General features: G+C 55.8%; 24 protein-coding genes. 21 read left to right on the top strand and 3 right to left on the bottom strand.

Annotated elements, in window-relative coordinates:
* Window positions 1-117 precede the first annotated feature (117 nt).
* Window positions 118-690: a GNAT family N-acetyltransferase gene (locus MCP_RS09840; RefSeq protein ID WP_012900695.1), complete on the top strand. Its 573-nt coding sequence runs from the start codon at window positions 118-120 to the stop codon at window positions 688-690.
* On the opposite strand, the gene MCP_RS09845 is transcribed toward MCP_RS09840, so the two are convergent.
* Entirely contained in the window at window positions 680-1,060 is a 381-nt protein-coding gene (locus tag MCP_RS09845) for a hypothetical protein (RefSeq protein ID WP_012900696.1), read from the bottom strand. The genes MCP_RS09840 and MCP_RS09845 overlap by 11 nt on opposite strands.
* Window positions 1,061-1,123: 63 nt before the next feature.
* Here MCP_RS09845 and MCP_RS09850 point away from each other — a divergent pair, with 63 nt between their 5' ends.
* From MCP_RS09850 to MCP_RS09885, 8 genes are all read left to right on the top strand, one after another.
* Window positions 1,124-1,513 (top strand): hypothetical protein, encoded by a 390-nt coding sequence (locus MCP_RS09850; protein WP_231845058.1) that lies wholly within the window; start codon window positions 1,124-1,126, stop codon window positions 1,511-1,513.
* A gap of 66 nt (window positions 1,514-1,579) precedes the next feature.
* A complete protein-coding gene (locus MCP_RS09855) occupies window positions 1,580-1,750 on the top strand; it encodes a CxxC-x17-CxxC domain-containing protein (RefSeq protein ID WP_128567150.1) in 171 nt (56 codons plus the stop codon).
* 145 nt (window positions 1,751-1,895) lie between these two features.
* The gene (gene cobD, locus MCP_RS09860; protein ID WP_012900698.1) at window positions 1,896-2,993 is read left to right on the top strand and encodes a threonine-phosphate decarboxylase CobD; all 1,098 of its coding nucleotides are present in this window, start codon (window positions 1,896-1,898) and stop codon (window positions 2,991-2,993) included.
* Window positions 2,990-3,913, top strand: coding sequence for a cobalamin biosynthesis protein (locus MCP_RS09865; protein WP_012900699.1), 924 nt, complete (start codon window positions 2,990-2,992; stop codon window positions 3,911-3,913). The genes cobD and MCP_RS09865 overlap by 4 nt, the downstream gene beginning before the upstream one ends.
* 9 nt (window positions 3,914-3,922) lie before the next feature.
* Entirely contained in the window at window positions 3,923-4,726 is an 804-nt protein-coding gene (cobS, locus tag MCP_RS09870; protein ID WP_012900700.1) for an adenosylcobinamide-GDP ribazoletransferase, read from the top strand.
* The gene (locus MCP_RS09875; RefSeq protein WP_012900701.1) at window positions 4,711-5,316 is read left to right on the top strand and encodes an NTP transferase domain-containing protein; all 606 of its coding nucleotides are present in this window, start codon (window positions 4,711-4,713) and stop codon (window positions 5,314-5,316) included. The genes cobS and MCP_RS09875 overlap by 16 nt, the downstream gene beginning before the upstream one ends.
* A gap of 2 nt (window positions 5,317-5,318) precedes the next feature.
* Window positions 5,319-6,209 carry a methanogenesis marker protein 11 gene (gene mmp11 / locus MCP_RS09880; RefSeq protein ID WP_012900702.1) on the top strand — a complete coding sequence of 297 codons (891 nt, stop codon included), beginning with the start codon at window positions 5,319-5,321 and terminating at the stop codon, window positions 6,207-6,209.
* Window positions 6,209-7,189: a radical SAM protein gene (locus MCP_RS09885; protein WP_012900703.1), complete on the top strand. Its 981-nt coding sequence runs from the start codon at window positions 6,209-6,211 to the stop codon at window positions 7,187-7,189. The genes mmp11 and MCP_RS09885 overlap by 1 nt, the downstream gene beginning before the upstream one ends.
* Before the next feature lie 2 nt (window positions 7,190-7,191).
* Here MCP_RS09885 and cobT read toward each other — a convergent pair whose 3' ends face one another.
* Window positions 7,192-8,256 carry a nicotinate mononucleotide-dependent phosphoribosyltransferase CobT gene (gene cobT, locus MCP_RS09890; protein WP_012900704.1) on the bottom strand — a complete coding sequence of 355 codons (1,065 nt, stop codon included), beginning with the start codon at window positions 8,254-8,256 and terminating at the stop codon, window positions 7,192-7,194.
* A 1,144-nt stretch (window positions 8,257-9,400) separates the two neighbouring features.
* On the opposite strand from cobT, the gene MCP_RS09900 reads away from it, so the two are divergent.
* Window positions 9,401-9,676, top strand: a complete 276-nt coding sequence (locus MCP_RS09900) for a type II toxin-antitoxin system MqsA family antitoxin (protein WP_128567152.1) — start codon at window positions 9,401-9,403, stop codon at window positions 9,674-9,676.
* Between the two features lie 145 nt (window positions 9,677-9,821).
* Entirely contained in the window at window positions 9,822-11,348 is a 1,527-nt protein-coding gene (locus tag MCP_RS09905; protein ID WP_012900705.1) for a thiamine pyrophosphate-binding protein, read from the top strand.
* Here MCP_RS09905 and MCP_RS09910 read toward each other — a convergent pair.
* Complete coding sequence (locus tag MCP_RS09910) at window positions 11,345-12,532, bottom strand: homocitrate synthase family protein (protein WP_012900706.1); 1,188 nt, start codon at window positions 12,530-12,532, stop codon at window positions 11,345-11,347. The two genes, MCP_RS09905 and MCP_RS09910, sit on opposite strands and share 4 nt — an antisense overlap.
* 114 nt (window positions 12,533-12,646) lie before the next feature.
* Between MCP_RS09910 and MCP_RS09915 the strand changes: the two genes are divergently transcribed.
* The 10 genes from MCP_RS09915 (at window position 12,647) to kdpC (ending at window position 23,928) form a co-directional block, all read left to right on the top strand.
* Window positions 12,647-13,885, top strand: coding sequence for a 3-isopropylmalate dehydratase large subunit (locus MCP_RS09915; RefSeq protein WP_012900707.1), 1,239 nt, complete (start codon window positions 12,647-12,649; stop codon window positions 13,883-13,885).
* Window positions 13,882-14,355: a 3-isopropylmalate dehydratase small subunit gene (locus MCP_RS09920; protein ID WP_012900708.1), complete on the top strand. Its 474-nt coding sequence runs from the start codon at window positions 13,882-13,884 to the stop codon at window positions 14,353-14,355. The genes MCP_RS09915 and MCP_RS09920 overlap by 4 nt, the downstream gene beginning before the upstream one ends.
* A complete protein-coding gene (locus MCP_RS09925; RefSeq protein WP_012900709.1) occupies window positions 14,352-15,323 on the top strand; it encodes an isocitrate/isopropylmalate dehydrogenase family protein in 972 nt (323 codons plus the stop codon). Before MCP_RS09920 ends, MCP_RS09925 begins: the two co-directional genes overlap by 4 nt.
* Window positions 15,320-16,168 carry a DUF7714 family protein gene (locus MCP_RS09930; RefSeq protein ID WP_012900710.1) on the top strand — a complete coding sequence of 283 codons (849 nt, stop codon included), beginning with the start codon at window positions 15,320-15,322 and terminating at the stop codon, window positions 16,166-16,168. The genes MCP_RS09925 and MCP_RS09930 overlap by 4 nt, the downstream gene beginning before the upstream one ends.
* 29 nt (window positions 16,169-16,197) lie before the next feature.
* Window positions 16,198-17,007, top strand: coding sequence for a universal stress protein (locus MCP_RS09935; protein ID WP_012900711.1), 810 nt, complete (start codon window positions 16,198-16,200; stop codon window positions 17,005-17,007).
* Between the two features lie 91 nt (window positions 17,008-17,098).
* Window positions 17,099-19,585, top strand: coding sequence for an amino acid permease (locus tag MCP_RS09940; protein WP_128860026.1), 2,487 nt, complete (start codon window positions 17,099-17,101; stop codon window positions 19,583-19,585).
* Between the two features lie 19 nt (window positions 19,586-19,604).
* On the top strand, window positions 19,605-19,694 hold the full coding sequence (locus MCP_RS09945; protein WP_128567153.1) for a potassium-transporting ATPase subunit F: 90 nt from the start codon (window positions 19,605-19,607) through the stop codon (window positions 19,692-19,694).
* A gap of 26 nt (window positions 19,695-19,720) precedes the next feature.
* On the top strand, window positions 19,721-21,340 hold the full coding sequence (gene kdpA, locus MCP_RS09950) for a potassium-transporting ATPase subunit KdpA (protein WP_231845061.1): 1,620 nt from the start codon (window positions 19,721-19,723) through the stop codon (window positions 21,338-21,340).
* Window positions 21,341-23,374 carry a potassium-transporting ATPase subunit KdpB gene (gene kdpB, locus MCP_RS09955; protein WP_012900714.1) on the top strand — a complete coding sequence of 678 codons (2,034 nt, stop codon included), beginning with the start codon at window positions 21,341-21,343 and terminating at the stop codon, window positions 23,372-23,374.
* Window positions 23,371-23,928, top strand: a complete 558-nt coding sequence (gene kdpC / locus MCP_RS09960; protein WP_012900715.1) for a K(+)-transporting ATPase subunit C — start codon at window positions 23,371-23,373, stop codon at window positions 23,926-23,928. The genes kdpB and kdpC overlap by 4 nt, the downstream gene beginning before the upstream one ends.

Here is a 23,928-nt window from a genome sequence, read left to right on the forward strand (position 1 = left end):
TGTGGTTGGACCACTCAAAGACGGCTTTATAAGAAAATTATGGAAAAAAATATTGGATATCAAGGACGTTGCCTTCTCATAATATTTATACGAAAAGCTCTTTTTAATTAAGAGACCATGACCGGCAATTTCCACATCGACGTGGGCGATGGCCTGCACATAAGGCTTCTGGAGGATAAGAACGCCCGCGCCCTTTTCGAGCTTATCGACGCGAACCGGCTGATGCTCAGGGACTGGCTACCATGGGTGGATAAGACGAAGACGCTGAACGACAGCGTGATGTTCATCCGCAGCGCCCTCGACCAGTATAAGGGCTGCACCGGCGTCCACGCCGGCATATGGAAAGACGACACGCTCATCGGTGTCGTTGCTTTCGTGAACATCGACATTAATAACCGCAGGGCGATGATCGGCTACTGGCTGGCGGAGCCTTTCAGGGGAAAGGGATACATGACGAGGGCCTGCGCGGCCATGGTCGACGTGGCGTTCAACAAGCTGCTCCTGAACAAAGTGGACATTTATTGTGGCGTGGGTAACCATAAGAGTAAAGCTATCCCGGAGCGCCTGGGGTTCAAGCCCGAAGGCATCCTGAGGCAGCATGAGTGGGTGAACGACCGTTTCGTAGATATCGTCGCCTATGGCATGCTGGCGAGCGAGTGGCAGGAGAACCGGAAGAAGTTCAAGAAGTGAGCCGTTTTTCGAGCAGGTAACCGATCCCGATCGTCACGATCGGATAGATCAGGTACGTGAGCCCGATATCTTTCATATAATCCGTGAAGCTCATGGCCATCGGGCCCCACGAGAACATCAGCAGATCGAATATGAGGCTGATGGCAAGCCAGATGGTGCCGACGATGATCCCTTCTTTAAGATATTCGCCCTTAACGCCATTGAAATATAGATATGACAGGGCGACTACGGCGAGGGTGATGACCACCGGCATGATGGTCTCGAAAAATACTCTGTCCGAAGTATGGATGGGCGAAATGGCCAGAGATATGATAAAGGGCACTAGCCATAGCAGAAACCCAAGGGCCAGCGCGAGCTTAAGCGACCTCATAGCAATAATGTAAATTATTGTCAGAGCCGGTAAATGTATTTATCCTGCCGCGGGCATCTTGATATGGATGGTGACATGGTGAGCGACCGTAACGTTAAGGAGTTCGTCCGCAAAACGCTGGGCTGCGACTGCGCCGAGGACGTCTTCAAGCACATAGAGAATGAGCAGGATATCAATGTCGCAGGCATTACTCTGAGGAATAAGATCAACGTTGGTAACCGCTTGCTAGTCTACGTTGTCGATGCCGGCGACCTGTCAAAAGAGATGCCGGCGCTCGTTAAAGCGGGCAGGGAGGAGAGAGATGCCCGGGGCTTCAACCGGTTCAGGCTGGTGCTCGTATCGGACGATGCGGCGCTGAGGGAAAAGGCGTTTAAGGCCTTCGCCCGGCTGCCCGAAGTCGACGAAAAAGTACACCTGCACGTTATTGGGAAAGCAGGTGCAAGCGCCCTGTGACAAAATATTTATACATGATTTCGCTAAAAAATATTTTTGCAGACGTGATCTGCGAGTGTAATTAAAATGAGAGACAGTGGAAGTATGGGCCGCAGAAATTTCGGCCCCAGAGAAATGCACAAGGCAACTTGTTCTGACTGTGGTAAAGAATGTGAAGTCCCGTTCGTCCCCGCAGAGGGCCGGCCGGTATATTGCAGGGACTGCTTACCCAAGCACAGGAAACCAAGGCCGCAGTGATCAGCTTTTCATATCATAGCTCATAAGTGACAGATTTAATGCGAAGATCCGTCTTCGCCTCATTTTATTTTGGATGTTGCAAGCCGTTAGTCCACAATATTTAATATTGTTCAAGTAAAATTGACTTATCCATTGGTGGCCTGTCGTGAGGTTTCGTAAAGAGCTATCGGATATCGCGCCCTGCGCGCATGGCGGTAAAGCCTTTGAGATAGCCGGCCGCCTGGGAGTTAAAGAGGGGGCGCTGCTCGATTTTAGCGTGAACCTGAACCCGTACATGCCCCTGGATGCCGGGGATGTGCTGCGTCAGGCCCACGATTCGGTCTTTTCCTATCCCGATAATCAGTATAAGCGGTTCCGGGAAAGCGCTGCCCGCTTCACGAGCGTCCATGCCGATAATATCATACCCGGCAACGGGTCCACCGAGATCATACGGCTTGTCGCCGAGTGCGTCATCGATAGGGGCGACATCGTCTCCATTCCCTGTCCCACGTTCGGCGAGTACGAACAGCAGTGCCGGCTCTTCGGTGCCGCCATCCGGTACGTCCGCTACAGCGACATCATCAATAAGAATTACTGGCACCTGGACGGCTGCCGTATCGTTTTCCTCTGTAATCCTAATAACCCGGACGGCAGGCTTCTGCCCCGGAATGACGTCGAAAGCCTGATCGAATACTGCGCCGGGAAAGATGTCATCGCCGTCGTGGACGAGGCTTTCATCGACCTGGCCGACCCGGAGCAGAGCGTGGCACAGCTCGTCGATAAGTATGAGAATCTCCTGGTCATGAGGTCCCTGACCAAATGCTTTGCCATACCCGGCCTGAGGCTGGGCTTCGGGATCGCGAATAAAGCATCGGCCGAAGTGCTCAACAACGCCCGGCTGACCTGGAATCTGGACAGCATCGCCGCCGAGGCGGGCATCTATTATATGGATAGCTCCGACTCGTACCTGGACGTTTCCCGTGCCTACGTGAAGCGCGAGAGGGAATGGCTTGCGGATGCCATCAACGGGATCCAAGGCATAAAGCCCCTCCCGGCCAGCGCGAACTATTTCCTCATCGACGTTGCGGGCACGGGCAGGATCTCGGGCGAATTTGCTGAGAGGATGCTCCAGGAGCACGTCATCGTCCGGGACTGCAGCTCATTTTCAATGCTGGGCGATACATACCTCAGGCTCGCCGTACGTACCCGGGAAGAGAACGAGAGGCTGGTCGAAGCGCTGCGTAAGGCCGCTGGTAGCTCATGATCATAAAATTTATTCTTGAGGCGTTCCTGCTCGCCATCGTCTTCGACCTCGTTTTTGCCGAGCCCCGCCCCTTGTTCCACCCCACGGTCTGGATCGGCACGCTCATCGGCTTTCTGGATAGGCATGCGGCCGGGCAGTTCAAGCGCCTGTACGGCGTGCTGATGGCGCTTTTCTGTATCGGCATGGCCGCCATTGCGGGCTACTTCATCCCCTACCTGTTATACCAGGTATCGCCTCTTCTGGCGCTCCTCGTCACGGCGTACTTGTTAAAATCCACGTTCAGCCTTTCATTCTTATGGCAGATATCCGGCGATATTTACGGCGACTTAAAAGCAGGTAAGCTCGACGCGGCAAGGGCGAAGCTCCCGGCGCTCGTGGGACGGGACGTCAGCAAGCTCGACGAGGGCCAGATGGCCTCCTGCGTCATCGAGTCGCTGGGCGAAAGCTTCGTGGACGGCATCTTCTCCCCGTTATTCTATTTCGTCATCTTCGGCCTGCCCGGCGCCATGGCTTACCGGGCCATCAACACGCTCGACTCCATGGTCGGGTACAAAGATGAAAAGCATATAAAAGTAGGCTGGGCCTCGGCGCGCATCGACGACGTGGCTAACTTCATACCCGCCCGACTTGCCGTCTTAATCATGGCCCTGATATCAGGCCATCTAATACGAAGCCTCAAAACATCGATGCGGGACGGCAGGAACGCTCCCAGCATAAACTCGGGCTACCCGATGGCGGCGTTCGCCGGAGCGCTGGGCCTGAGGCTGGAAAAATTGGGCTATTACGTGTTAGGAGAAGGATTAAAGCCATGCGGCGCCGATGACATACCTAAAGCCATCTGGCTGAACCGGCTGCTGACGGCGACGCTGGTCATCGTTATCATCGCGGCACTGTGGCTGACGCCGCTGCCGTTGCTCTAAGGTGAAAAAATGGATACGCAGCAATTCGTGAAAGGGCTCAGGTCGGGCATAGGCTTTCTCACTACGCTCCCCGTAGGATGGGACGAGAAAGGCTTTGACGTCTTCTTCAGCCACAATTACTTTTTCGTCATCATCGGCATCATTATCGGCATATCATTTGGCGTGCTGGGATTGATCTTCCAGTGGTTCATCCCCGCTCCGCTCATACCGGTGCTCGTCATTGCGGCGATATACCTGCTCACGGGCATCAACCACCTGGACGGCCTTTCGGACTTCGGCGACGGCTTCATCGCATCGGGCACAAAAGAGAAGAAAGTGGCGGCTATGAAAGACGTCCACGCGGGCGCCGGGGGCATACTGTTCATCGGCATGAACCTGTTGTTCTTATACGCTGCCATCTCTATGTTCGCAGGGATGGGCGGATATTATCTTTTTGCCGGCCTCCTCGTCGCCGAGGTCTGCGCGAAGGTGTGCATGACCACGGCCATCGCTTTCGGGAAAAGCATGCCGGCAGGCATGGGTAAAGCCCTAATGGATAAGACGAAGAAGGACCATTATATCCTCGGGCTCGCCATAGCCGTCGTCGTATGTATCCTGGCGGCGGGCTTTGCAGTCGCACCCTGGTTCGACGCCCGCTATGCGCTGATCGGGTTCCTGTCCGTATCCCTATCGGCGGCCCTGGGATTTTTCATCGCCGACCTGGCCGAGTATAATTTCGGCGGAGTCAACGGCGACGTCATGGGAGCGGCCAACGAGATAGGCAGGATAGCTGCATTAATAGTTCTGGGTATTTTGATATGGAAGCTCTGGTAATGGCGGGCGGTAAGGGCACGCGCATGGGCGGCGGCGAGAAGCCCATTATGACATTACGTGGAAAGCCGATGCTCGCCTATGTTTTAGACGCGCTATCGGGCAGCCGTTCGATCGAGAAGATCAACGTTGCGGTGTCGCCGGACGTGCCCCGGACTGCAGAGTTCGTGCTAATGGACGGAAGGGCGTTGACGGTGATGACGCCCGGCTCGGGCTTTATCGAGGACATGGGCTACGCCCTGAGCGTCCTGGGGCTTTTCGAGCCGGTGCTGGTCGTGGCGGCCGACCTGCCGCTCATTACCCCGGAAGTCATCGACAGGGTCGTCGATGCTTATGAAAAATGCGGCAAGGAAGCGCTGTCCGTGCGCGTCGAGGCGGACATTGCTCCCTGGACCCCGGACACGGTGTTAAACGATACGGAAAAGCCCACAGTACCCGCGGGCATAAACGTGGTCCATAGTGCCCACATGGACAGAGCGCAGGAAGAGCATGTCCTGGTCATAAACGATGCGAAGCTCGCCGCAAACGTCAATTACCGAAAGGATTTAACGTACTGCGAGCATTTATTTGCGCAGGAACAAGAGCAAGGGTGAGCATGAAGGACGAAACGTATGCGACCAAGAAGTGGGTCGTGCCCTACAAGAACATCGTCGCCATGTACGACGGCGAAGGCTATGTGGATATCGTCGAGCAGACCAACTGCTTCGGAGGCGCCTGCTGGGCCCGGTACCATTATGAGCGTACGAGCCCGCTCATCGTGAGCGTCCGGAATGTCGGGAACACGATGCGATATCTTACCCGTGTCGGTAAAGAGGAGCTTAACCTTACGCCTTCCATTGCGGCCGCGGGCATCGAGGCGGTCGAGGTGGGCGACGATACGATCTCTATTACTTATGCAGGCCTTGGCGGAGGCGGCGTCGGCGCGACTATCAGCCGGGCGCTCGCCGAGGACGTCATCGATTATGATCATTCGGAGATCGGCGGCAGCCGGAGTAGTAAAGGCACCATCGTACTGCCGAAGCGTAAGCGCGTCCTCATCGGCGTCGACGATACCGACACCAAGGAGGAGGGCGCCACCTGGTCGCTCATCCACAACATCGCGTCCGACCTGAACGGCAAGAACGCCTACTATATTTCCCATGCCCTCGTCCAGCTCTACCCGGTGCCCTTCAAGACCCAGAACTGCGTCTCGACGGTCGTCGAGTTCGCCTGCCTGGACGAGAGTAAGCTGATGCGGGACTTCGAGGCACTGCTGAGGAAATATACGCTGTCCGAAGAGACCGGCATGGTCGCGCTCACGAAGTTCGATGCCGAGGCGTTGAGAGAGTACGGTAAGCTCGTCAAGTCGAAGCAGATCTCTAAGGAGACGGCCGAGAAGGCTGCCGTTAATGCTGAAGCGGATATACTTATGAATGGCCGGGGCATCATCGGCGCCCTTGCCTCGCTGCCCTATTTTGCGAATCCGATGGATTCGGTGATACTGTAATGCAAATGGATGCCCGTAAAAAGGCTGAGCTTATATCGGTCGGTGGCGTGGAGATCGACGAGTCGATCACGGCGCACCTGAGCCGTTCTACGGCAGGCCCCGGAGCGGGCCTGGACTCGTTCTTCTTTCGTTCCGGACAGCACAGGGTCAGGCTGGGCGTCCGCAAGTCATCCCCTTTTAAAGCTGTTTCAAAGGGCAACGATATCGTCATCTTAAAGAATGGAAAAGAGTTCGCCACCGGCGAGATCGAGGATGCGATCGCCCATTGCCCCGAGCAGGTGTACGTTACGGTGAGCGAGCGCTGCGTATTCGACTGTAAGTTCTGCCCGGTGCCTAAGCTGCACGGCCACATAAAGACGCTGGACGAAGTAAAGAAGCTGGCCGACCAGGGGTTGAAAAGCCCATCGTTCAAGGCGATATCGATAACATCTGGCGTTTGGAAGACTCCCGAAGAGGAAGTAAAGCGTGTCGCCGAAATGGTCGAAGAATTGAGGAAGTACAACGTCCCTATCGGCGTTTCGGTCTATGCGACGGACGATTCCTCGGAAATATTAAAGGAGGCGGGCGCAGTCGAAGTCAAGTATAACGTCGAGACCATCGACCCGGCCATTTTCGAAAAAGTCTGCCCCGGCTTGTCGCTCGACGAAATAAAGAAGGCCCTGGAGCACGCCGTTACGGTCTTCGGGCGCAACCACGTGTTCACCAACATCCTCATCGGCCTGGGCGAATCGGACGAGGCAGTCATCGCCGCCATCGAGGAGTTCGCCGCAAAAGGCATAATCCCCGTGCTGAGAAAAGTCAATCCCCATCCGCTGCGTGCCGGCGAAGCCTATACCGAGGATGTAAGCGATGAACGCCTGCTCAAGCTGGCCGAGGCCGAGCGCAAGATCCTCGATAAAAATGGCCTGAGGGCCGATAAGGCGCTTACCGGATGCCTCATGTGCACAGGGTGCGACGTCACGCCGCACCTCGACCTGTAAAATTAGTTCCCGACCATTTTTGAATAGATCGATTCCACGGTATCCTCGATCTTCTCTTTCGGCACGCCCTTGAGCATGGCCGCGGCACAGATGCCGCCCGCGCCGACGCCTTCCTTGGCCACGCCTTTCTCGTAGGCGAGCAGGCCCGGGTACTTAGACCGGGCGAAGGAAAGGTTTGATACCAGCACGGGGATATCGGCGCCAGTACACTTGAGGATGCCGAGCAGGTTCGCGCTGCGGTCTTCGACGACCCAGCGCGTCGTGCTCAGGGCCAGATCGAGTTTGCTCAAATCCATTATTTTCGAGATCAATAGCGCGACTACGGCCATCTGGGTGCCTCCGGCCAGTATGATAGGGATGCCCTGGGCACCCTGCACGAGGCCGATGGTCGCTGCCATCATCGGGTCGCCGACGGACTCGATGGCCTTTAGCGGATCGCACTGGCCGTTAATGCCGGCGTTCTTCAGGCCTTCCCGGACGACAGAATCTTTCAGTGACTGCGGATTCACGGCCATGCTGCTGCTCGTGACGCCGTTCGTGTCCATTCCCAGGGCACGCAGGACGCCTAACGCCGTTGTCGTGCCCGCGGGCGTAGTCTCGCCGATCACCAGGTACTCGGACTCGGCGGCGATCTCTTTTCCGACTTTCCGGGCGTTCTCGATGGTCTGCTTTGCCGACGGTACCGCCCTACCGGTCCTGATGTCGGCGCCCGGCCCGTTCCCTACACGATAGTGAGCCACAAAAGGTGAGATCTTGCCGCCTGCGTCCACGTAGTACTCCCGGAAGTCCGACAGCGTGATCGCAGCCCGCGTGATGAGGCCGGGCGTGGGTATGGCGTCCGCCGTCATGGCGATATTTTCGAGGGTGAGGATCCTGCCCGTATGGACGAGTTCCGCGTCAAGAGGAGGCGTATAGCACATCAGCTCGGGGCTTGCGCCGGCCACCGTAATGCCCGGTATAGCCGCTGTCTCCGTGTAGCCCATGACGAGTACGAAGGAGCCCCTGCCGCTCAGCTTTTTCGAGAACGTCTCAGCCCCGTTATAGAATGTCAAACTGTCGGTATTCATGCGAAAGCACCAATGATGCCAGCATATAGTCGCTTAAATCAAATAAAGTTTACTATAGTCAAGTAAAATTTATTTAAAATTGTGCTTCAGAGTATACGGTTGAAGTTTTAAAAAATTTTTTTTATCTATACGAAATGTTTAATTATATTGTTAGGATTACACTTATTGTTGTTAAGCTAAGGTTGTATGGGATTGAGCAAGAGGGTCAAGATCAGTATTAATCACATAAGAAAGCTGATCAGACAGGACAGGTTTGAGTTTGATAGTCATGGAATGGATAGGGCTACTCAAAGGACTGTGAGTATAGATCAAGCCGCTCATACTATCCTTAACGGGAATTTAGTGGCAGTATACGAAGATAGACAAACGGATCCCTGGGCAAGATTTGAATGTGTTCAGTAGTTACGTGTTTGTTTAGCAATAGTTTATCCTTGTTATCGTCTTTCGCTGGATTGTTCGGTTTTGTAACACGAAGACCCAAAATTCTTTTTTAGATTTTACGAACACTAAATCGTGAAGACACTGTAAACACAATCAAGCCATGAAATCATGAAACCCCTATTAAGCGAACTAAGCCGCTAAAACACGGCTATCAAGACACGAACGAACGACGTAAGCCACGAAGTGCCACCAAACTAAGACAAAAAGGAAACGCCATACCAGCGCCCATTCGCCTACTTACCAAATCATTACCGGTTAAGCTTTTTAACCTTAACAACGCCCGCTATAACAATAGTTGATCTATTTGTCTTATTTTCGTGGCACTTCGTGGATTAAGTCATTCGTTCGTGTCTTCGAAACCGTGGACTTGGCGTTTTAATTCGCTTAATAGAGCCTTTGAGTTTTCATGGCTTGATCGTGTTTACAGTGTCTTCACGATTTAGTGTTAAAATCTAAAAAGAATTTTGGGTCTTCGTGTTGTAAAACCGAAGGGCTGTACGTGAGACGCATCGAAGGAAATCGATAAAAAAGCGAACACGGAACTACTGGTGTTATTGGTGATAGAACACTTGTCGTAATAGTCATAGAGGCCCGATATTTCCTAACGATACATACTGTATACTGGAAAGGGGAGGCCGACGACGAGGAAGTTTAAATAAATGAATGATCGGATTTATTATTATCAGACGGACGGTTCAAACACATGGTATTACGTCATTGCACAAAATGCGGCGGGAAGCGCAGAAAGGGTACGACTGATTTTATAAAACATATGGATAAGGTTACCCTTAGAATTAGAAACGTCCCTGTAGAAGTATGCGGAAATTGCGGTGAGAAGTTTTATTCATTAAAAGTTGCCAGAAAAATTGAGGAAATCGTTGAAACCTATAAGGAAATGATGTCTAAGATATCGCCAAAAGAGACTATGGCGAGAGAAATCGATTTTTCTGCCCCGGGCGCAGACGAAGCTTGTGCCTGACCAAACAACCTTTTCCTTTTAAAAATACATTTTCTAATTCAACTTTTAGTCTTAACGTCTCCGGGCCGTCATTCGCTCATCACCGATGTTCATGAAAAAAGGCTGGGAAATCTTATTACGTAGCGAGGTTTTAAATCTGTAACATATGTTGAGGCCGGATGTGGAGCTTAAAAATATCGCGGGCGTCGATGCGGCGTACATGGCCCTGAAGGACGCCGGCGTCCGCATGGTCCGGGGCGTGCCGGGCTATCCTATCAACGACCTGTTCACCAGGTTCCAGAAGGATGAGGGCCTGAATGCCGAGTGGGTATTCAACGAAAAGATCGCCTACGAGATGGCCGTCGGGGCCTCGGCCTGCGGCGACCGGGCCGTCGTGGTCTGCAAGCACGTCGGCGTCAACATTTTAGCGGACCCCATGATCATTTCTGTTTCCCATAGCATCGGCTCGGGCATCGTAGTGATCGCCGGGGATGATGTGGGAGCTTTCATGTCTTCGGACGAGCAGGACTCCCGGTGGTACGGCAAGCTGGCCGAGATCCCGGTGTTCGACCCTTCCACGCCCGCGGAAGTATACGATTCTATTCTTGGAGGCCTGGGGCTTTCCGAGCGTATAAGCGCCCCGGTGCTCGTTAGAGTGGTCGATGTTGTCCTGCGGGAGCAGGGCGACATCTCAAGGAAAGTGCTGCCGGTCAGGCATAAGAAGCTGGACAGGTCCATCTGGGACTATACCATGTTCGGCAAGCATCAAAAGTATCTTCTTGAGGGCTGGAGCCAGGCAGCGGAGGAGTCTGAGCGCTCGCCCATGAACCGCTCATCGAAAAAAGGCGCCATCGGCATCATTTCCTCCGGCTATGTGTCCAATATCGCCGCCGGGATCGCCGAAGAGAAGGGACTATCTCATCTTGCCCTGGGGTTCGTAAACCCGCTGCCCAGAGGCCTGGTTGACGATTTCCTATTTGGGCTGGATCATGTTCTGGTCTGCGAGGAGGTATCGCCGTTCCTTGAGGAACAGGTCCATATGCCGAAGGTCCGGGGCAGGCTTACGGGGCACCTGCCGAGGGCGGGCCCGCTGGACGAGGAATCCGTGAGGAATGCTCTTGATAATATAAGCATGCAGGGCGGCATAAGGGACGTGGAGCTGGAAACGCTGGCCGGAAGGGGCTATGCCATCGGCAAGTGCGACGAGTGCCCGTATACGCCGGTCTACGATGCTATAAAAATGCTAAATGTCCCGGTTGCCGGGGACGCAGGATGTTCCATCCAGGCGGCTAACCCGCCGTACAGCATGCTCATCGTGGCCATGGCGCTGGGCTCGGCGCCGAGCGTGGCCTGTGGGTTCAATGAGAAAGGCATCGCCATGATGGGCGATTATGCGCTCCTGCACACGGGGCTGCCCGCGCTGCTGAACGCAAAATATTCGGGTAAAGAAGCGGTCGTCGTCCTGTTCGCCAACCGCGAGGCGGCGATGACCGGGGGCCAGACGCTGCCCGATGTGACGGGCCTGGTCAAGGATATTTTCAAAGAGGATTGCGTGATCAGCGATTCAGGGGACCTGTCGACAGATAAGGTCTATGGCGACCTGAAAAAACTACTGGAAGCTAAGGGCCTTAAGATCTACGTTGTAACTGGCTCATGCCCCGCAGGACGCAAGCATAAAAATATGCTGGCTTAAGCCTGCGTAGTGCTCGCGCTCTCCTTCGATAGCAACAGCGTGATAAGTTCCGCCAGTTCCTCACGGCGCAGCGACCGCTTCGACTCGCTCATCCGCTTGATCTCTTCGAGGACGATATCCGTCTCTGCTTTAGATAGGGTGATGCCCATCTGCCGGGCCATATAGCAGAGCGCCTTGCTGCCGCTATGCTTACCAAGGATGAACTCACGGTTGCCGCCCACGATCTCCGGCGAGAACAGCTCGTATGTCCGGTCATTTTCAAGAAGCGCAGCGATATGGATGCCCGACTCGTGTGCAAAAGCGTTTTGACCCACCACTGCCTTGTTCCTGGCCACGGGGATGCCCGAGTATTTAATTACCATTTCCGAGAGACCTTTTAATAAGGAAGTATCATAGCGGTCAACGCCGTAGTGGATCTTCAACCCCATAAGTACTTCTTCGAGGGAGGCGTTACCCGCCCGCTCACCGATACCATTCACACATGTGTGTAATTGCTTCGCTCCCGCCTCGGCTGCGGCCATGGTATTAGCAACAGCAAGCCCAAGATCGTCGTGGCAATGGACACAGACAGGTATATTGACCATATGGCGGACCTCGCCCACGAGATACTTCATGGTCGACGGCGTCATAATACCGACCGTGTCGGCGATATTCACGTAGTCGGCGCCGCACGCTTCGCCTGCCTGATAAAATCTCTTTAAAAAGTCCGGGCCAGTCCTGGTCGAATCCTCTGCGGCAAACCGCACGATAAGCCCGTGCTTTTTAGCGTACTCGGTTGCGGTGACCATGCACTCGATGGCCTCTTCCTGCGTCTTCTTATGCTTATAAGTGAGATGTAAATCCGAGGTCCCGATGAAAATGCCGACCATGTCGGCGCCGCAATCGATGACAGCGTCAATATCCGGCTTTATGGCCCGGGCCAGGCAGCTGATCTTCGCGTTCAGCCCCATGTTGCAGACCGCTTTAACCGATTCTTTTTCACCATTAGAAGTAATTGGAAAGCCGGCCTCGATTATCTCGACGCCTATCTCGTCAAGCGTCCGGGCGATATCCATTTTTTCCTCTTTCGTGAACGATACGCCGGGCGTCTGCTCGCCGTCCCTCAGTGTGACGTCGCATATCTCCACGTCGATGGGCTCCGTTTTTATGAGCTTCATCCATTCGTTGGTCGAATATCCGGGCACAGTCTCACCGACCGGTATTATAAACGAAAATTTCGCTACCGAAATATTCGTTCACAAGAAACTATAAAATGATGAATGTACTAATAATTTTCCATAAGGACGAGCGTGAGATACGTGGGGACGATCACTGAAGAAATACTCGGGCGAGCCTCAGGGAAAAAGGCTCATGCCGGCGATTTCATTATTGCAAGGGTAGATTATGCCATGAGCCACGACGGCACGTCGGTGCTGGCGGTCAAGGCCTTTAAGGATATGCTGGTAGAGAAGGTCTGGGACCCCGGCCGGATCATTATTCCTTTTGACCATCTGGCGCCTGCCAACAATGAGACGACGGCGCTGCTTCAGAAGGAGCTTCGTGAGTGGGCGGCTGCTCAGAAGATATCGCATTTATATGATGTGGGCGAGGGCATCTGCCACCAGGTCATGGCTGAGAAGGGCTTTGCTCTACCGGGGAAAGTGATCGTGGGCGCCGACTCGCACTCGTGCACGTATGGCGCCTTCGGCGCCTTCGGTACAGGCGTCGGCGCCACCGACATGGCGGAAATTTATGCCTCGGGCAAACTCTGGTTCCGCGTACCCGAGACCATCGAGGTCACAGTGGATGGAAGGTTCCCGAAAGGTGTAACGGCCAAGGATATCACGCTCCGCATCATCAAGGATATCAAGACCGATGGTGCCGCTTATAAAGCGCTCGAGTTTTATGGTACTACCATCGAGGCGATGTCCATGTCGGGCCGCATGACCTTATGCAACATGGCCATTGAAATGGGAGCTAAGGCTGGTATCGTTCCCCCGGACGCAAAGACCGGGGCGTATCTGAAAGACAGGTCCGCCGAGCCTTATTCGCCGGTCATCGCGAATGATCCCACGTATTGCGACTCGTATCATTTTGACTCAAACATTTCCCCGCAGGTCGCCTGTCCGATCGATGTAGATAACGTCCACGATATCGAGGAGGTCGAGGGCACGCATGTCGATCAGGTGCTCATCGGCTCCTGCACCAATGGCCGGCTCGAAGACCTTGAATCGGCCGCAAGCATCCTTAAAGGAAGGAAGGTCAAATGCAGGACGCTCGTTATCCCCGCTTCCAGAAGCGTTATGCTCGAAGCGGTCAATTCAGGCATCGCCGCTACTTTATTATCCGCCGGAGCCACGATCTGTAATCCCGGCTGCGGCCCCTGCCTGGGCGGCCACATGGGCGTCATGGCCGAAGGAGAAGCCTGCATGTCCACAACGAACCGTAATTTCAAAGGACGCATGGGCAAAGGCGCCGATGTATACCTGGGCTCGCCGCTGACCGCGGCCGCTACTGCCGTAGAAGGAAAGATAGCGGACCCGAGGCGGTACCTATGAAGTTCAGGGGAAAGGCCTGGAAGTACGGGGATAACGTGGACACTGATGTCATTATCCCTGGTAAGTACCTGCGAACGGCGGACTTCAAGACGTTCGGCGATCATGCCATGGAGGGCATCGACCCTCGATTCAAGCCTGAGCAGGGCGACATCATAGTGGCCGGTAACAACTTCGGCTGCGGCTCGTCACGGGAACAGGCGCCTCTCGCCCTGAAATATGCCGGTATTAGCTGCGTCGTAGCGAAGTCCTTCGCACGGATCTTCTTCAGGAACGCGATCAATGTGGGGCTGCCCATCGTGGAAGCGGACGTCTTCGATGCCATTCAGAAGGGCGATATAGTCGAAGTGGACCTTGACCGAGGCCTGGTCACCATCGGAGGAAAAGAGTATACGAGCACTAAGCTGCCCGAATTCCTCCAGGACATATTGAACTCGGGCGGCCTGGTAGCGTACAGGAGGGCAAAAAAATGAAAATAGCGGTCCTCCCGGGCGACGGCATCGGGAAAGAGGTCGTTCCGATAGCGGTCGACGTACTCCGGACGATGCTCCCGGAAGCGGAATACGTTTACGTGGACGTAGGGCATGAGCGATTCACCCGAGAAGGAAAAGCCATGACCAATGAAGACATCGAGACGATCAAAAAATGCGACTGCATCCTCTTCGGCGCCATCACCTCACCCCCAAAAAAGTGCTATAGAAGCGTCATTCTCACTCTCCGGCAGGCGCTCGACATGTACGCTAACGTACGGCCTTTTAAGTCATGCTCCATATCTCCGTACAAAGTGGACTTTACTATATACAGGGAAAACTGCGAGGACCTGTACTGCGGCATGGAAGACGTATCGGATGACCAGGTACTCTCGACACGAAAGATCACCCGCCATGCCAGCGAGCGCATTGCCCGAAAGGCCTGCGGCCATCCCGGCCTAGAAATGCTCACCATCGTCCACAAGGCCAACGTGCTCCGCTCCTGCGAGCTCTTCCGCGACGTTTGCATCGATATCGCTAAGAAGGCCGGAGTGCCATACGAGGAAATGCTCGTGGACGCCATGGCCTATAACCTGATACGCAACCCGTCGAGATTCGACGTCATCGTGACCACGAACCTGTTCGGCGATATTCTGTCCGATGAGGCGGCCGCGCTAATCGGGGGACTGGGCCTGTCGCCCAGCGCCAACATCGGCGACCGTTACGCCCTCTTCGAGCCCGTCCACGGCAGCGCCCCCGACATCGCCGGAAAAGGCATCGCTAACCCCATTGCCGCGGTGCTGAGCGCTAAAATGCTGCTGGAATGGTCGGGGCATAGGGCAAAAGCTGAATTTGTACAGGGGGCAGTTGATAGGACGATATCCAACGGCATACTTACCCCGGACATGGGCGGAAAGTTCAAGACCGAGGACGTCGGGCTATCTATAGTAAAGCACCTGGAGTCACAATGATATTTCCCAGCCATTGCCGGCTCATCGGAGTCGTCGACAAGTACGCCCGAGAGGATTACAAGCCCGACGATATCGTTTATTTTTCATCGCAGTACGTGCTCGTCTTCGAGGCGCCCGATAAATGCGAGGTCTACGAGGTGCAGAGCTGTGGCGAGGGGTTTCTCCGGGAAAAGAAAAGCGCGCGGAAAATATCGGGGGTCGACGAGACGCTTGTGTATAGCCCGGCAATGGACATCACCAATCGCGCTCACATGATAAAAAAGGCGGCCGAGCTCTGCAAAAATAAAATCACTACCGTAGTCTTCAGGGGAGTCGACAGGCATTACAACTTCGTCCACAGGCCCGACACGTCCGAGCTCACGCAGGTCGACGTCTTCGACGTGGCCCCGCCATGGCCCGCATGGCTCGCGTACAACATCCAGAGGCAGGACGATGCGGGAATGTACGGCGAGCTCATGTTCGACTTCAAATACAACGTCACCGACCTCAAGGATCTCGAGGACCCTAAAAGGACGACTATTTTCCCCTGCCGGGCCTCCGGCCTCGACGGCCTCTTCCTGGACTCGCTCGACAGGGAACCCGAAGGCGACATAAAGCTCGTCGGGTGCAACACGTCGAAGCTGATCTTCGAGACGAAGTATCCCGGAAAGCCCTTCGAGCACGTCAATGTATGCCCTTTAACTAACGTAAAGCCCGTGCGGCCATTTATTCTAAGGTGCTGCCAGTCCGAAAAGCTTGGCTTAAAAGATATTGGCGGCATCAAGGGCGTGGTGGTACACTGGGGCTCAAACCCCAGAGAGATATACGAAGCGGTCAGGCTGTTATCCTCAAGCCTCGTACAATAACGTTTATAATGCTGCCGCAGCAATGGTAGATGAAGCAGGGTGCGAATTTGTATAATAAGATCCTGATACCCATCACGCGGACCTCGAACATGAAGTTCCTGGTCAACTTCGTCGATCATTTCCTCAAGCCCGGCGGCGAGATCACGTTCCTGCACATCATCGCCTCGGACCTTTTTGCCATATCTCCAGCCGAATGGCGTCGGGCCATGAGCACCATCTCCACGACCCATTTATTGACCGCGACGGAGGGCATGCGTGTCGATTATAGGGTCAAGAATTCGCTGTCCGTCGCCTCGGGCATCCTTGAAGAGGCGGACGCGGGCGATTATGACCTCATATTATTAGCAACTTCCACCTACAGGAAGCGCCTGAAACATATTTTCGGGAGTAACCTGGACGAGATCGTAAAAAAGGCAAGGGTCGAGACCATCGTTTTCAGGTATATGGAAGATAAGGCGATGAGCTATAAGAGAATATTGATCCCGACCTCGGGGTACCAGCATTCAGTGGGCGCGGCCGTGCTGGCGGCGGAGCTGCACAAAAAGCACGGGAGCGAGATCACGGTCCTCTATATCGGGGAGAACAACGAGGATGCGGCTAAAGCGCTCAGGCCGGTCAGCGAGCGGCTGAACGCGGTGGGCATCAAGCACAGGGCGTTACACCGGAAAGGCCCCGTCGTGGAGACCATTCTGGACGAGGCGGACCGCGGCTATGACCTGATGATGATAGGGGCCACGGAGCAGCCCGTACATCATAGCTTTCTTCTGGGCTCAACGGCGGACAGGCTCGTAAAACGGTCACCATGTCCCGTATTGATGGTAAAATCGGTCGGCGGGTAAAATCGTAATCTTTATATACAGGAAGTATAGCTCCGACGATAATGCTTAAATAAGCTTCTTCGACGTTATTTACTTGAAAAGGTCGATATCTATGGCCGAAGCAAGTAAGCCGGTGCCGTCGCAGATCATGGAGCAAAAAGTCGAGGTCATTAAGTTAAAAAGGGACCTGGGCGTTTTCGGATCGTTTTCCATAGGCTTCGCAGACGTAGGAGCTGACATTTACGTTGCCCTTGGATTGGTCTTATTTTTCGCCGCAGGAGCGGCGCCGCTCGCCCTGGCCGTGGCGGCTACAGGGTATATCTTCACCGCCCTCAGCTACGCTGAACTTGCCTCCGCCATACCGATGGCCGGGGGAGCGTCCATATTTTCGAGGGAAGCGTTCAACGATTTCTGGGGGTTCGTCGCGGGATGGGGGCTGCTGCTGGATTACACGATCGATATCGCCCTGTTCGGCTGGATAACGATGGGGTACCTGGGCAGCTTCCTCGGGAACCTCGGCACTGTCGGAGTCCCATTCGTGGGAACGCTCGCGGGCCTTAACAGTATCAACATACCGGGGGCGACAGGCACACCGGTCTATACATTCCAGGCGATAGGGACCATCGCCTTATGTATCTTACTCATGGGCCTGAACTACATCGGCATCCGTGAATCGGCAAAGCTCAACGTTTCACTTTCGATCGTGAGCATATTCAGCGAGATCGCCTTACTTCTCATAGGCTTTATCCTGGTCTGGAACCTGCCCACGTTCATACACAATATCAGTCAGCTTGGGTCCGGGGTATCCTGGTCGGACTTCGGATGGGGCATCACCGTGGCCATGGTCTCGTTCATCGGGCTGGAATCCATATCGCAGGCTGCCGAAGAGACGAGGCGGCCGGACAAGACCATCCCGCGAGCGACGAAAGCGCTCATTGTCGCCGTGATCCTCGCAGGCTTGCTGCTGTGTACGCTGGCGGTGGGCCTTCCCGGGATCACCCCAAAAACGCTGGGCACGACATACCAGAACGACCCTGTGACCGGCGTCGCCGCAGGCATCGGCATGGGACTCAACATTAATAACCCACTCGTGATCCTGCTTCCGCTCTGGGTAGGCCTGCTGGGAGTCTTCATGCTGCTCATGTCCACGAACACGGGGGTCATTGGCGCTTCCCGCGTTACGTACTCTATGTCACGTTACAAGATCATGCCCGTCTGGTTCAGTAAGCTACATCCCAGATACCGGGTGCCGACCCGGACCATCGTGGTCTTCAGCCTGGCGTCCATCGGCTTCGTCCTGTTCGTCTGGATCATGGGCACGTACAAGCTCACCCACGAAGACCCCACGATCATCCTGGGCGACCTCTACAACTACGGCGCCCTCGTATCGTTCATGCTGGTCAACCTGTCGCTCATCGCGCTCAGGAATCGCCGGCCCGAGCTGTACAGGCCATATAAGTCGCCCTGGGCTTTCGACGTAAAGGTCAAAGGCAGGAACTGGATCGTGCCCATACTTCCAGTGCTAGGATTCATCGTCTGCCTGTTCGTGTGGATATTAGTGTTGAATTTGCACGAGATCGGGAAGATCGTCGGCACTCTGTGGTTCATCGTCGGCATAGCGATGTATCTATGGTACCGGAGGGGCCAGAAGTTAAGCTGGAAGGACCATATTCCGGGCACTGAGGTCACGCACCCGGATATCGCCCATGAGTTGCACCCTGAGATCTCCGTAGAACTAAAAGACAAGTATAAGGTCGAAAAGGAGCTCCTCGTGGCCCGCCAGGCCAAAGCCGCCTATAAGAATATACTGGTACCGCTGTCCAGGCCCGAGACCATCGACAATATCGTTGATATCGCATGCGACATCGTACAGCAGGGAGGCATCCTGCACCTGGTGACGGCCATCGAGGTGCCGCCGCAGCTTCCGACGGAAGCGTGCGTGTTAGATGTCCGGAACTCGACCATCCTGCTGGCCGCCTTCGAGAAGGCGAAGGCCCGGGGCGTTATGGCGACGGCGGAGGCCGTTACCACGAGATCCATCGCCGACGCGATCATACAATCGGCCATCAATAAGGAATGCGACCTCATACTCATGGGCTCAAGCCAGCGCACCGTGACCGAGAAGGTGCTCTTCGGGAACATAGTGGACCCGGTCTTACGGAACGCTCCATGCGATGTGGCCATATTCAGCTATACCAGCGACACGGAGCCAATAAGCTATAATAGGATCCTCGTCCCGACGACGGGATACCTCCATGCCACCAGGGCCCTGAGCATTGCCCTCGATATTGAAAAGAAGTTCAGAGGCAGCGTAACCTCGATATACGTCGGGAAAGAGGAAGAAAAAGAGCACGCTGAAGCGATCCTGGAGAAGGTCAATATGATGGCGGATGGCACGGGCGTAGAACATTCGGCGGTCTTCCTCACGGGGAACATCGTCAACAGCATCGTCTCTGCAGCGAAGGACGGCAGCTACGACCTGATCATCATAGGGGCCACGGAGCGGCCCACGTATTATAAGCAGCTGCTCGGGAGTACGGCGGACGAGATCGTAAAGAGAGCGCCGTGTAATGTCCTCGTCGTAAGGACAAAAAAATAATGTCAGGATTGGGGAGCCTATGCAGATCGGGATATACATCGTGATAGCGTCCGTGATAATAGCGTTCGCGTACCTGGTCTATGCCCTCATATTCCCGGAAAAGTTCTAGGTGATTGTATGGGGTTTTTATTTGGTATGGTCCAGATATTACCGATAATACTGCTGGCGCTTATCCTTGCTATACCGCTGGGCGAGTACCTGGCACTTGTATTTTCAGGTAAGAGGGCTCCACTGGAGCCGGCATTTAGCCCGATAGAGAAGGCCCTGTCGAGGCTATTGATGGGCATGGACCGCCACCCGATGGACTGGAAGGAGTACGCCCTTTCGCTCCTTGCCCTCAACGCACTCCTCTGGGCTGTCGCATTTGCCATTCTTTATTCGGCGGGGATGAGCCCGGATCTTGCCTTCCACACGGCCACGTCCTTCGTGACCAACACGGACCAGCAGCACTACTCCGGGGACACGTTGAGCCCGGCGGCCCAGATGCTCGCGCTCACGATGCTCATGTTCGCCTCCGCCGCGACGGGTATCTCGTCGGCGTTCGCGTTGATCAGGGGGCTATTAGCGACCGATGGAAAGCTCGGGAATTTTTTCTCCGATTTTATCAAGTGTATCGTCAGAGTATTACTACCCGGCGCCTTCATGGTGGCGATCGTATTTGTGGCGTGCGGCATACCCCAGACGCTCGGGGGCTCTCTCGATGTAAAAACAATTACGGGACTCATGCAATCGATACCCCTCGGCCCGGTGGCCTCGCTCGAGTCCATCAAGTATCTCGGCACGAACGGCGGCGGCTACTATGGCGCCAACTCGGCCCATCCGTTCGAGAACCCGTCGCCCCTGACGAACGTCATACAAAATATTCTGGCGCTATTGATACCGTTCTCGATACCGTACGCGTTCGGCATCATGGCAGGGAAAAGGCGGCAGGGAGCCATCATCCTCATCGCGATGCTCGTCATATTCGTTACCGGCGCGGCACTGATGCTGGCCGGCGAGGGATGGAACCCGGCATTGCCACTGAATTATCCTGACGGCTACCTGGAAGGAAAAGAACAGCGCTTTACCGCTTACGAGACCACTTTTTTCCTGGCGGTCGATACGTTCGTGCAATCGGGAGGCACATCCGGCTCGGTCACGTCGATGATGCCGGACGCGATACTCGGGGCGATGTCGGGCATGATGATGCAGTGCACCCCCGGCGGCGTCGGGGCCGGCTTCGACGTCATGCTCGTCTTTATTTTATTATCGGTGTTCATCGCCGGCCTCATGGTCGGAAGGACGCCGGAATTCTTAGGGAAGAAGGTCGAGCCGAACGAGATGAAGCTGGTCGCGCTCGTGATCATCATCCATCCCATCCTGGTCCTGCTCCCGACGGCCCTCACGATCATCGTGAACCCGCATGCCGCCCTGAACCCGGGCCCCCGGGGCTTCAGCGAGATCATGTACGAGTTCCTGTCGGCGTCGGCGAATAACGGGTCGGGCATGGCAGGGCTTGCCAACACGACGCCCTATTTCAATATCCTGTCGGGGCTTATGATCGCCACAGGCCGATACGTGCCCCTGGTCGCCATGATCGCCATCGCCGGGCTCCTCTCGCGAAAAAAGCCCATCGAGGCGACGACCGGCACGCTGCCTACGGATAATCCCACGTTCCTGTTGTTCCTGATAGGCATCATCGTCATCGTGGGCGCCATCACGTTCCTTCCCGTACTGACCTTCGGGCCGCTCGCCGAGCTGCTGGGAGGGACATAGATGAGCCAAAAGGTATCCTGGATGTCGGGGCAGATATTGTGGGGCTCCCTGAAGGACTCGCTGTTGAAGTTCGACCCCCGCTATACGGTCAAGAACCCGGTCATGTTCATACTTTACCTGTGCCTGGCCGTCACCCTGCTCATCGCCGCCTTCCCCGCTGAGTTCTCGGACGTGGCCGGCGGCAGCCTGACCAGGGTTGACTACGTGGCCATATCCGCCATCCTCTTCCTCACCATGTGGTTCTCCTTCTTCTCGGAGGCGCTGGCCGAGGCGCAGGGCAAGGCCCAGGCGGATTCCTTGAAAAAGATGAAGACGGAGACGCGTGCCAGGCTCCTGAAAGATGGCACGACGCTCGAGGTGAACTCGGACATGCTCAAGGCGGGCGACATGATAATGATCCAGGCGGGCGATATCGTGCCGGACGACGGCAGTATAGAAAAAGGGGCGGTCATGCTGGACGAGTCGATGATGACCGGCGAATCCCAGCTGGTGCTGCGGGAGAGCGGGGGGGATAAGTCATCGGTGCTCGGCGGTACCCGGGTAGCCTCGGGTGAGGCGATAGTAAAGGTAACGGCGGACCCGGGCGAGACGTTCCTGGACCGGATGATCCGGCTCGTCGAGGGCGCGGAGCGGCAGAAGACCCCCAACGAGCTGGCGCTGACCGTAGTCCTCATATCCCTGACCATCGCCCTGCTCGTCGTGGTCGTCGCTATCGTACCCCTGGCGCGGTTCTATTCCATTAGCGTCGACACGGGAAGCCTTATAACGCTTCTCGTATGCTTGATGCCCACGACGATCGGCGGCCTGTTACCGGCTATCGGCGTCGCGGGCATCAACCGGGTCACGGGCATCAACGTGGTCGCCAAGTCCGGCAAGGCCGTGGAGACGGCAGGCGACATCGACGTGCTCATCCTGGATAAGACGGGAACGCTCACCATGGGCAACCGCTACGCGAGCCAATTCATACCAGCCCCCGGAAAAAGTATGGACGAGCTGGCGGCGGTTGCCATGTACGCCTCGGCCATGGATGACACGCCCGAGGGGCGCTCCGTGATATCCTTCGGTAAAAAGCTCGGCTATAATATAGACGAGGGACGCCTTGAAGGCTCGCAGGCGATCCTGTTCACTCCCGAAACCCGGGTGAGCGGTACGCGGATGAAAGATGGGCTGACCTATATCAAAGGCTCGGTCGATGCGGTCGGCACAAAATGCGGCCGCATTCCGGAGCCCGTCCGGCTACAGGCTGAAAACGCCTCCCGCGGAGGCTCTACGCCCCTGGCGGTGGCTTCGGACGGCGACATCGTGGGGCTCATCGTGCTCAAGGACCTGGTGAAGCCGGGTATCAAGGACCGGCTCGCCGAACTCCGGCGCATAGGCATCCGCACGGTCATGTGCACGGGCGATAACCGGCTAACGGCCGCGGCCATCGCCCGGGAGACGGGCGTCGACGACTATGTCGCCAACGCGATCCCGGAGGATAAGCTGTCCATCATAAAAAAAGAGCAGGCTCTGGGTAAGCTGGTAGCCATGACCGGCGACGGCACCAACGATGCCCCGGCGCTGGCCCAGGCCGACGTGGGGCTGGCCATGAACAGCGGCACTTCGGCCGCGAAGGAAGCGGCGAACATGGTGGACCTGGACTCGGACCCCACAAAGCTCATCGAGGTCGTCACCATCGGCAAGCAGCTATTGATCACGCGGGGCGCGCTCACGACGTTCAGCGTTACGAACGATGTGGCCAAGTACTTCGCCATCCTGCCGGCGATCCTGGCATCATCCATACCGGCGATCTCGCTGCTCAACGTCATGGGCCTCGCATCGCCGAGGAGCGCCATATACTCTGCGCTGATCTTCAACGCCCTGGCCATCCCGCTGCTCATACCCGTGGCGATCAACGGCGTCAAATACAGGCCCGTGAGCGCCTCGGCCATGCTACGCAGGAATCTGCTCGTCTATGGCGCGGGAGGCCTGGTAAGCTCGTTCATCGGCATCAAGCTGATCGACATAATTATAAGCGGATGGGGGATAATATGAGCATCTGGAAAACGGCATATGCCTGCGCTGCGCTCGTCGCGCTCACGGTCGCCGCCTGCGGCCTCGCCTATCCGGTCGCCATCGCGATCGTGTCGGAGCTGGCGTTCCCCGGGGGCGCACATGGCAGCCCGGTCTACGATAACGGCACGCTCGTCGGATCCAGGCTGATCGGCCAGGATTTTTCGGGCCCGGCCTACTTCCATTCCCGGCCTTCGGCCGTGGGCTATAACGCGTCCGCATCCGGCGCTTCGAACCTGGGCCCTTATAACCCGGCATTGATCGCGGCGGTAAAAGAGCGGATCGAGGACGGGTCGACGACCGCGGACGCGGCGCTGGCCTCGGGTTCGGGGCTCGACCCCGACATATCGGTTGAAAATGCGATGTCCCAGGCGCCGCGCGTCGCCCGGGAGAACGGCCTGGACGAAGAAGCGGTAAAGACATTGATCAACGAGCGAACTCAGGGCCGGTTCATTATATGGGGGGAGCCCCGGGTGAACGTGCTCGAGCTCAACCTCGCCGTGAAAGAGATGAAAGAATCGAAGGTAAAGGTGTGA

The organism is Methanocella paludicola SANAE (assembly GCF_000011005.1).
GTDB classification, from domain to species: Archaea; Halobacteriota; Methanocellia; order Methanocellales; family Methanocellaceae; genus Methanocella; species Methanocella paludicola.

Excerpts from the sequence above, each read along its gene's own strand:
- MCP_RS09855 (WP_128567150.1), top strand. The coding sequence starts at position 1,580 with ATGAGAGACAGTGGAAGTATGGGCCGCAGAAATTTCGGCCCCAGAGAA.
- MCP_RS09945 (WP_128567153.1), top strand. The coding sequence starts at position 19,605 with ATGCAGATCGGGATATACATCGTGATAGCGTCCGTGATAATAGCGTTC.
- kdpA (WP_231845061.1), top strand. The coding sequence starts at position 19,721 with ATGGTCCAGATATTACCGATAATACTGCTGGCGCTTATCCTTGCTATA.
- cobS (WP_012900700.1), top strand. The coding sequence starts at position 3,923 with ATGGATACGCAGCAATTCGTGAAAGGGCTCAGGTCGGGCATAGGCTTT.
- MCP_RS09905 (WP_012900705.1), top strand. The coding sequence starts at position 9,822 with ATGTTGAGGCCGGATGTGGAGCTTAAAAATATCGCGGGCGTCGATGCG.
- MCP_RS09875 (WP_012900701.1), top strand. The coding sequence starts at position 4,711 with ATGGAAGCTCTGGTAATGGCGGGCGGTAAGGGCACGCGCATGGGCGGC.
- MCP_RS09845 (WP_012900696.1), bottom strand. The coding sequence starts at position 1,060 with ATGAGGTCGCTTAAGCTCGCGCTGGCCCTTGGGTTTCTGCTATGGCTA.
- kdpB (WP_012900714.1), top strand. The coding sequence starts at position 21,341 with ATGAGCCAAAAGGTATCCTGGATGTCGGGGCAGATATTGTGGGGCTCC.
- MCP_RS09850 (WP_231845058.1), top strand. The coding sequence starts at position 1,124 with ATGGATGGTGACATGGTGAGCGACCGTAACGTTAAGGAGTTCGTCCGC.
- MCP_RS09900 (WP_128567152.1), top strand. The coding sequence starts at position 9,401 with ATGGTATTACGTCATTGCACAAAATGCGGCGGGAAGCGCAGAAAGGGT.
- MCP_RS09930 (WP_012900710.1), top strand. The coding sequence starts at position 15,320 with ATGATATTTCCCAGCCATTGCCGGCTCATCGGAGTCGTCGACAAGTAC.
- MCP_RS09940 (WP_128860026.1), top strand. The coding sequence starts at position 17,099 with ATGGCCGAAGCAAGTAAGCCGGTGCCGTCGCAGATCATGGAGCAAAAA.
- MCP_RS09885 (WP_012900703.1), top strand. The coding sequence starts at position 6,209 with ATGCAAATGGATGCCCGTAAAAAGGCTGAGCTTATATCGGTCGGTGGC.
- MCP_RS09840 (WP_012900695.1), top strand. The coding sequence starts at position 118 with ATGACCGGCAATTTCCACATCGACGTGGGCGATGGCCTGCACATAAGG.
- MCP_RS09920 (WP_012900708.1), top strand. The coding sequence starts at position 13,882 with ATGAAGTTCAGGGGAAAGGCCTGGAAGTACGGGGATAACGTGGACACT.
- kdpC (WP_012900715.1), top strand. The coding sequence starts at position 23,371 with ATGAGCATCTGGAAAACGGCATATGCCTGCGCTGCGCTCGTCGCGCTC.
- cobT (WP_012900704.1), bottom strand. The coding sequence starts at position 8,256 with ATGAATACCGACAGTTTGACATTCTATAACGGGGCTGAGACGTTCTCG.
- MCP_RS09925 (WP_012900709.1), top strand. The coding sequence starts at position 14,352 with ATGAAAATAGCGGTCCTCCCGGGCGACGGCATCGGGAAAGAGGTCGTT.
- MCP_RS09935 (WP_012900711.1), top strand. The coding sequence starts at position 16,198 with ATGAAGCAGGGTGCGAATTTGTATAATAAGATCCTGATACCCATCACG.
- mmp11 (WP_012900702.1), top strand. The coding sequence starts at position 5,319 with ATGAAGGACGAAACGTATGCGACCAAGAAGTGGGTCGTGCCCTACAAG.
- MCP_RS09865 (WP_012900699.1), top strand. The coding sequence starts at position 2,990 with ATGATCATAAAATTTATTCTTGAGGCGTTCCTGCTCGCCATCGTCTTC.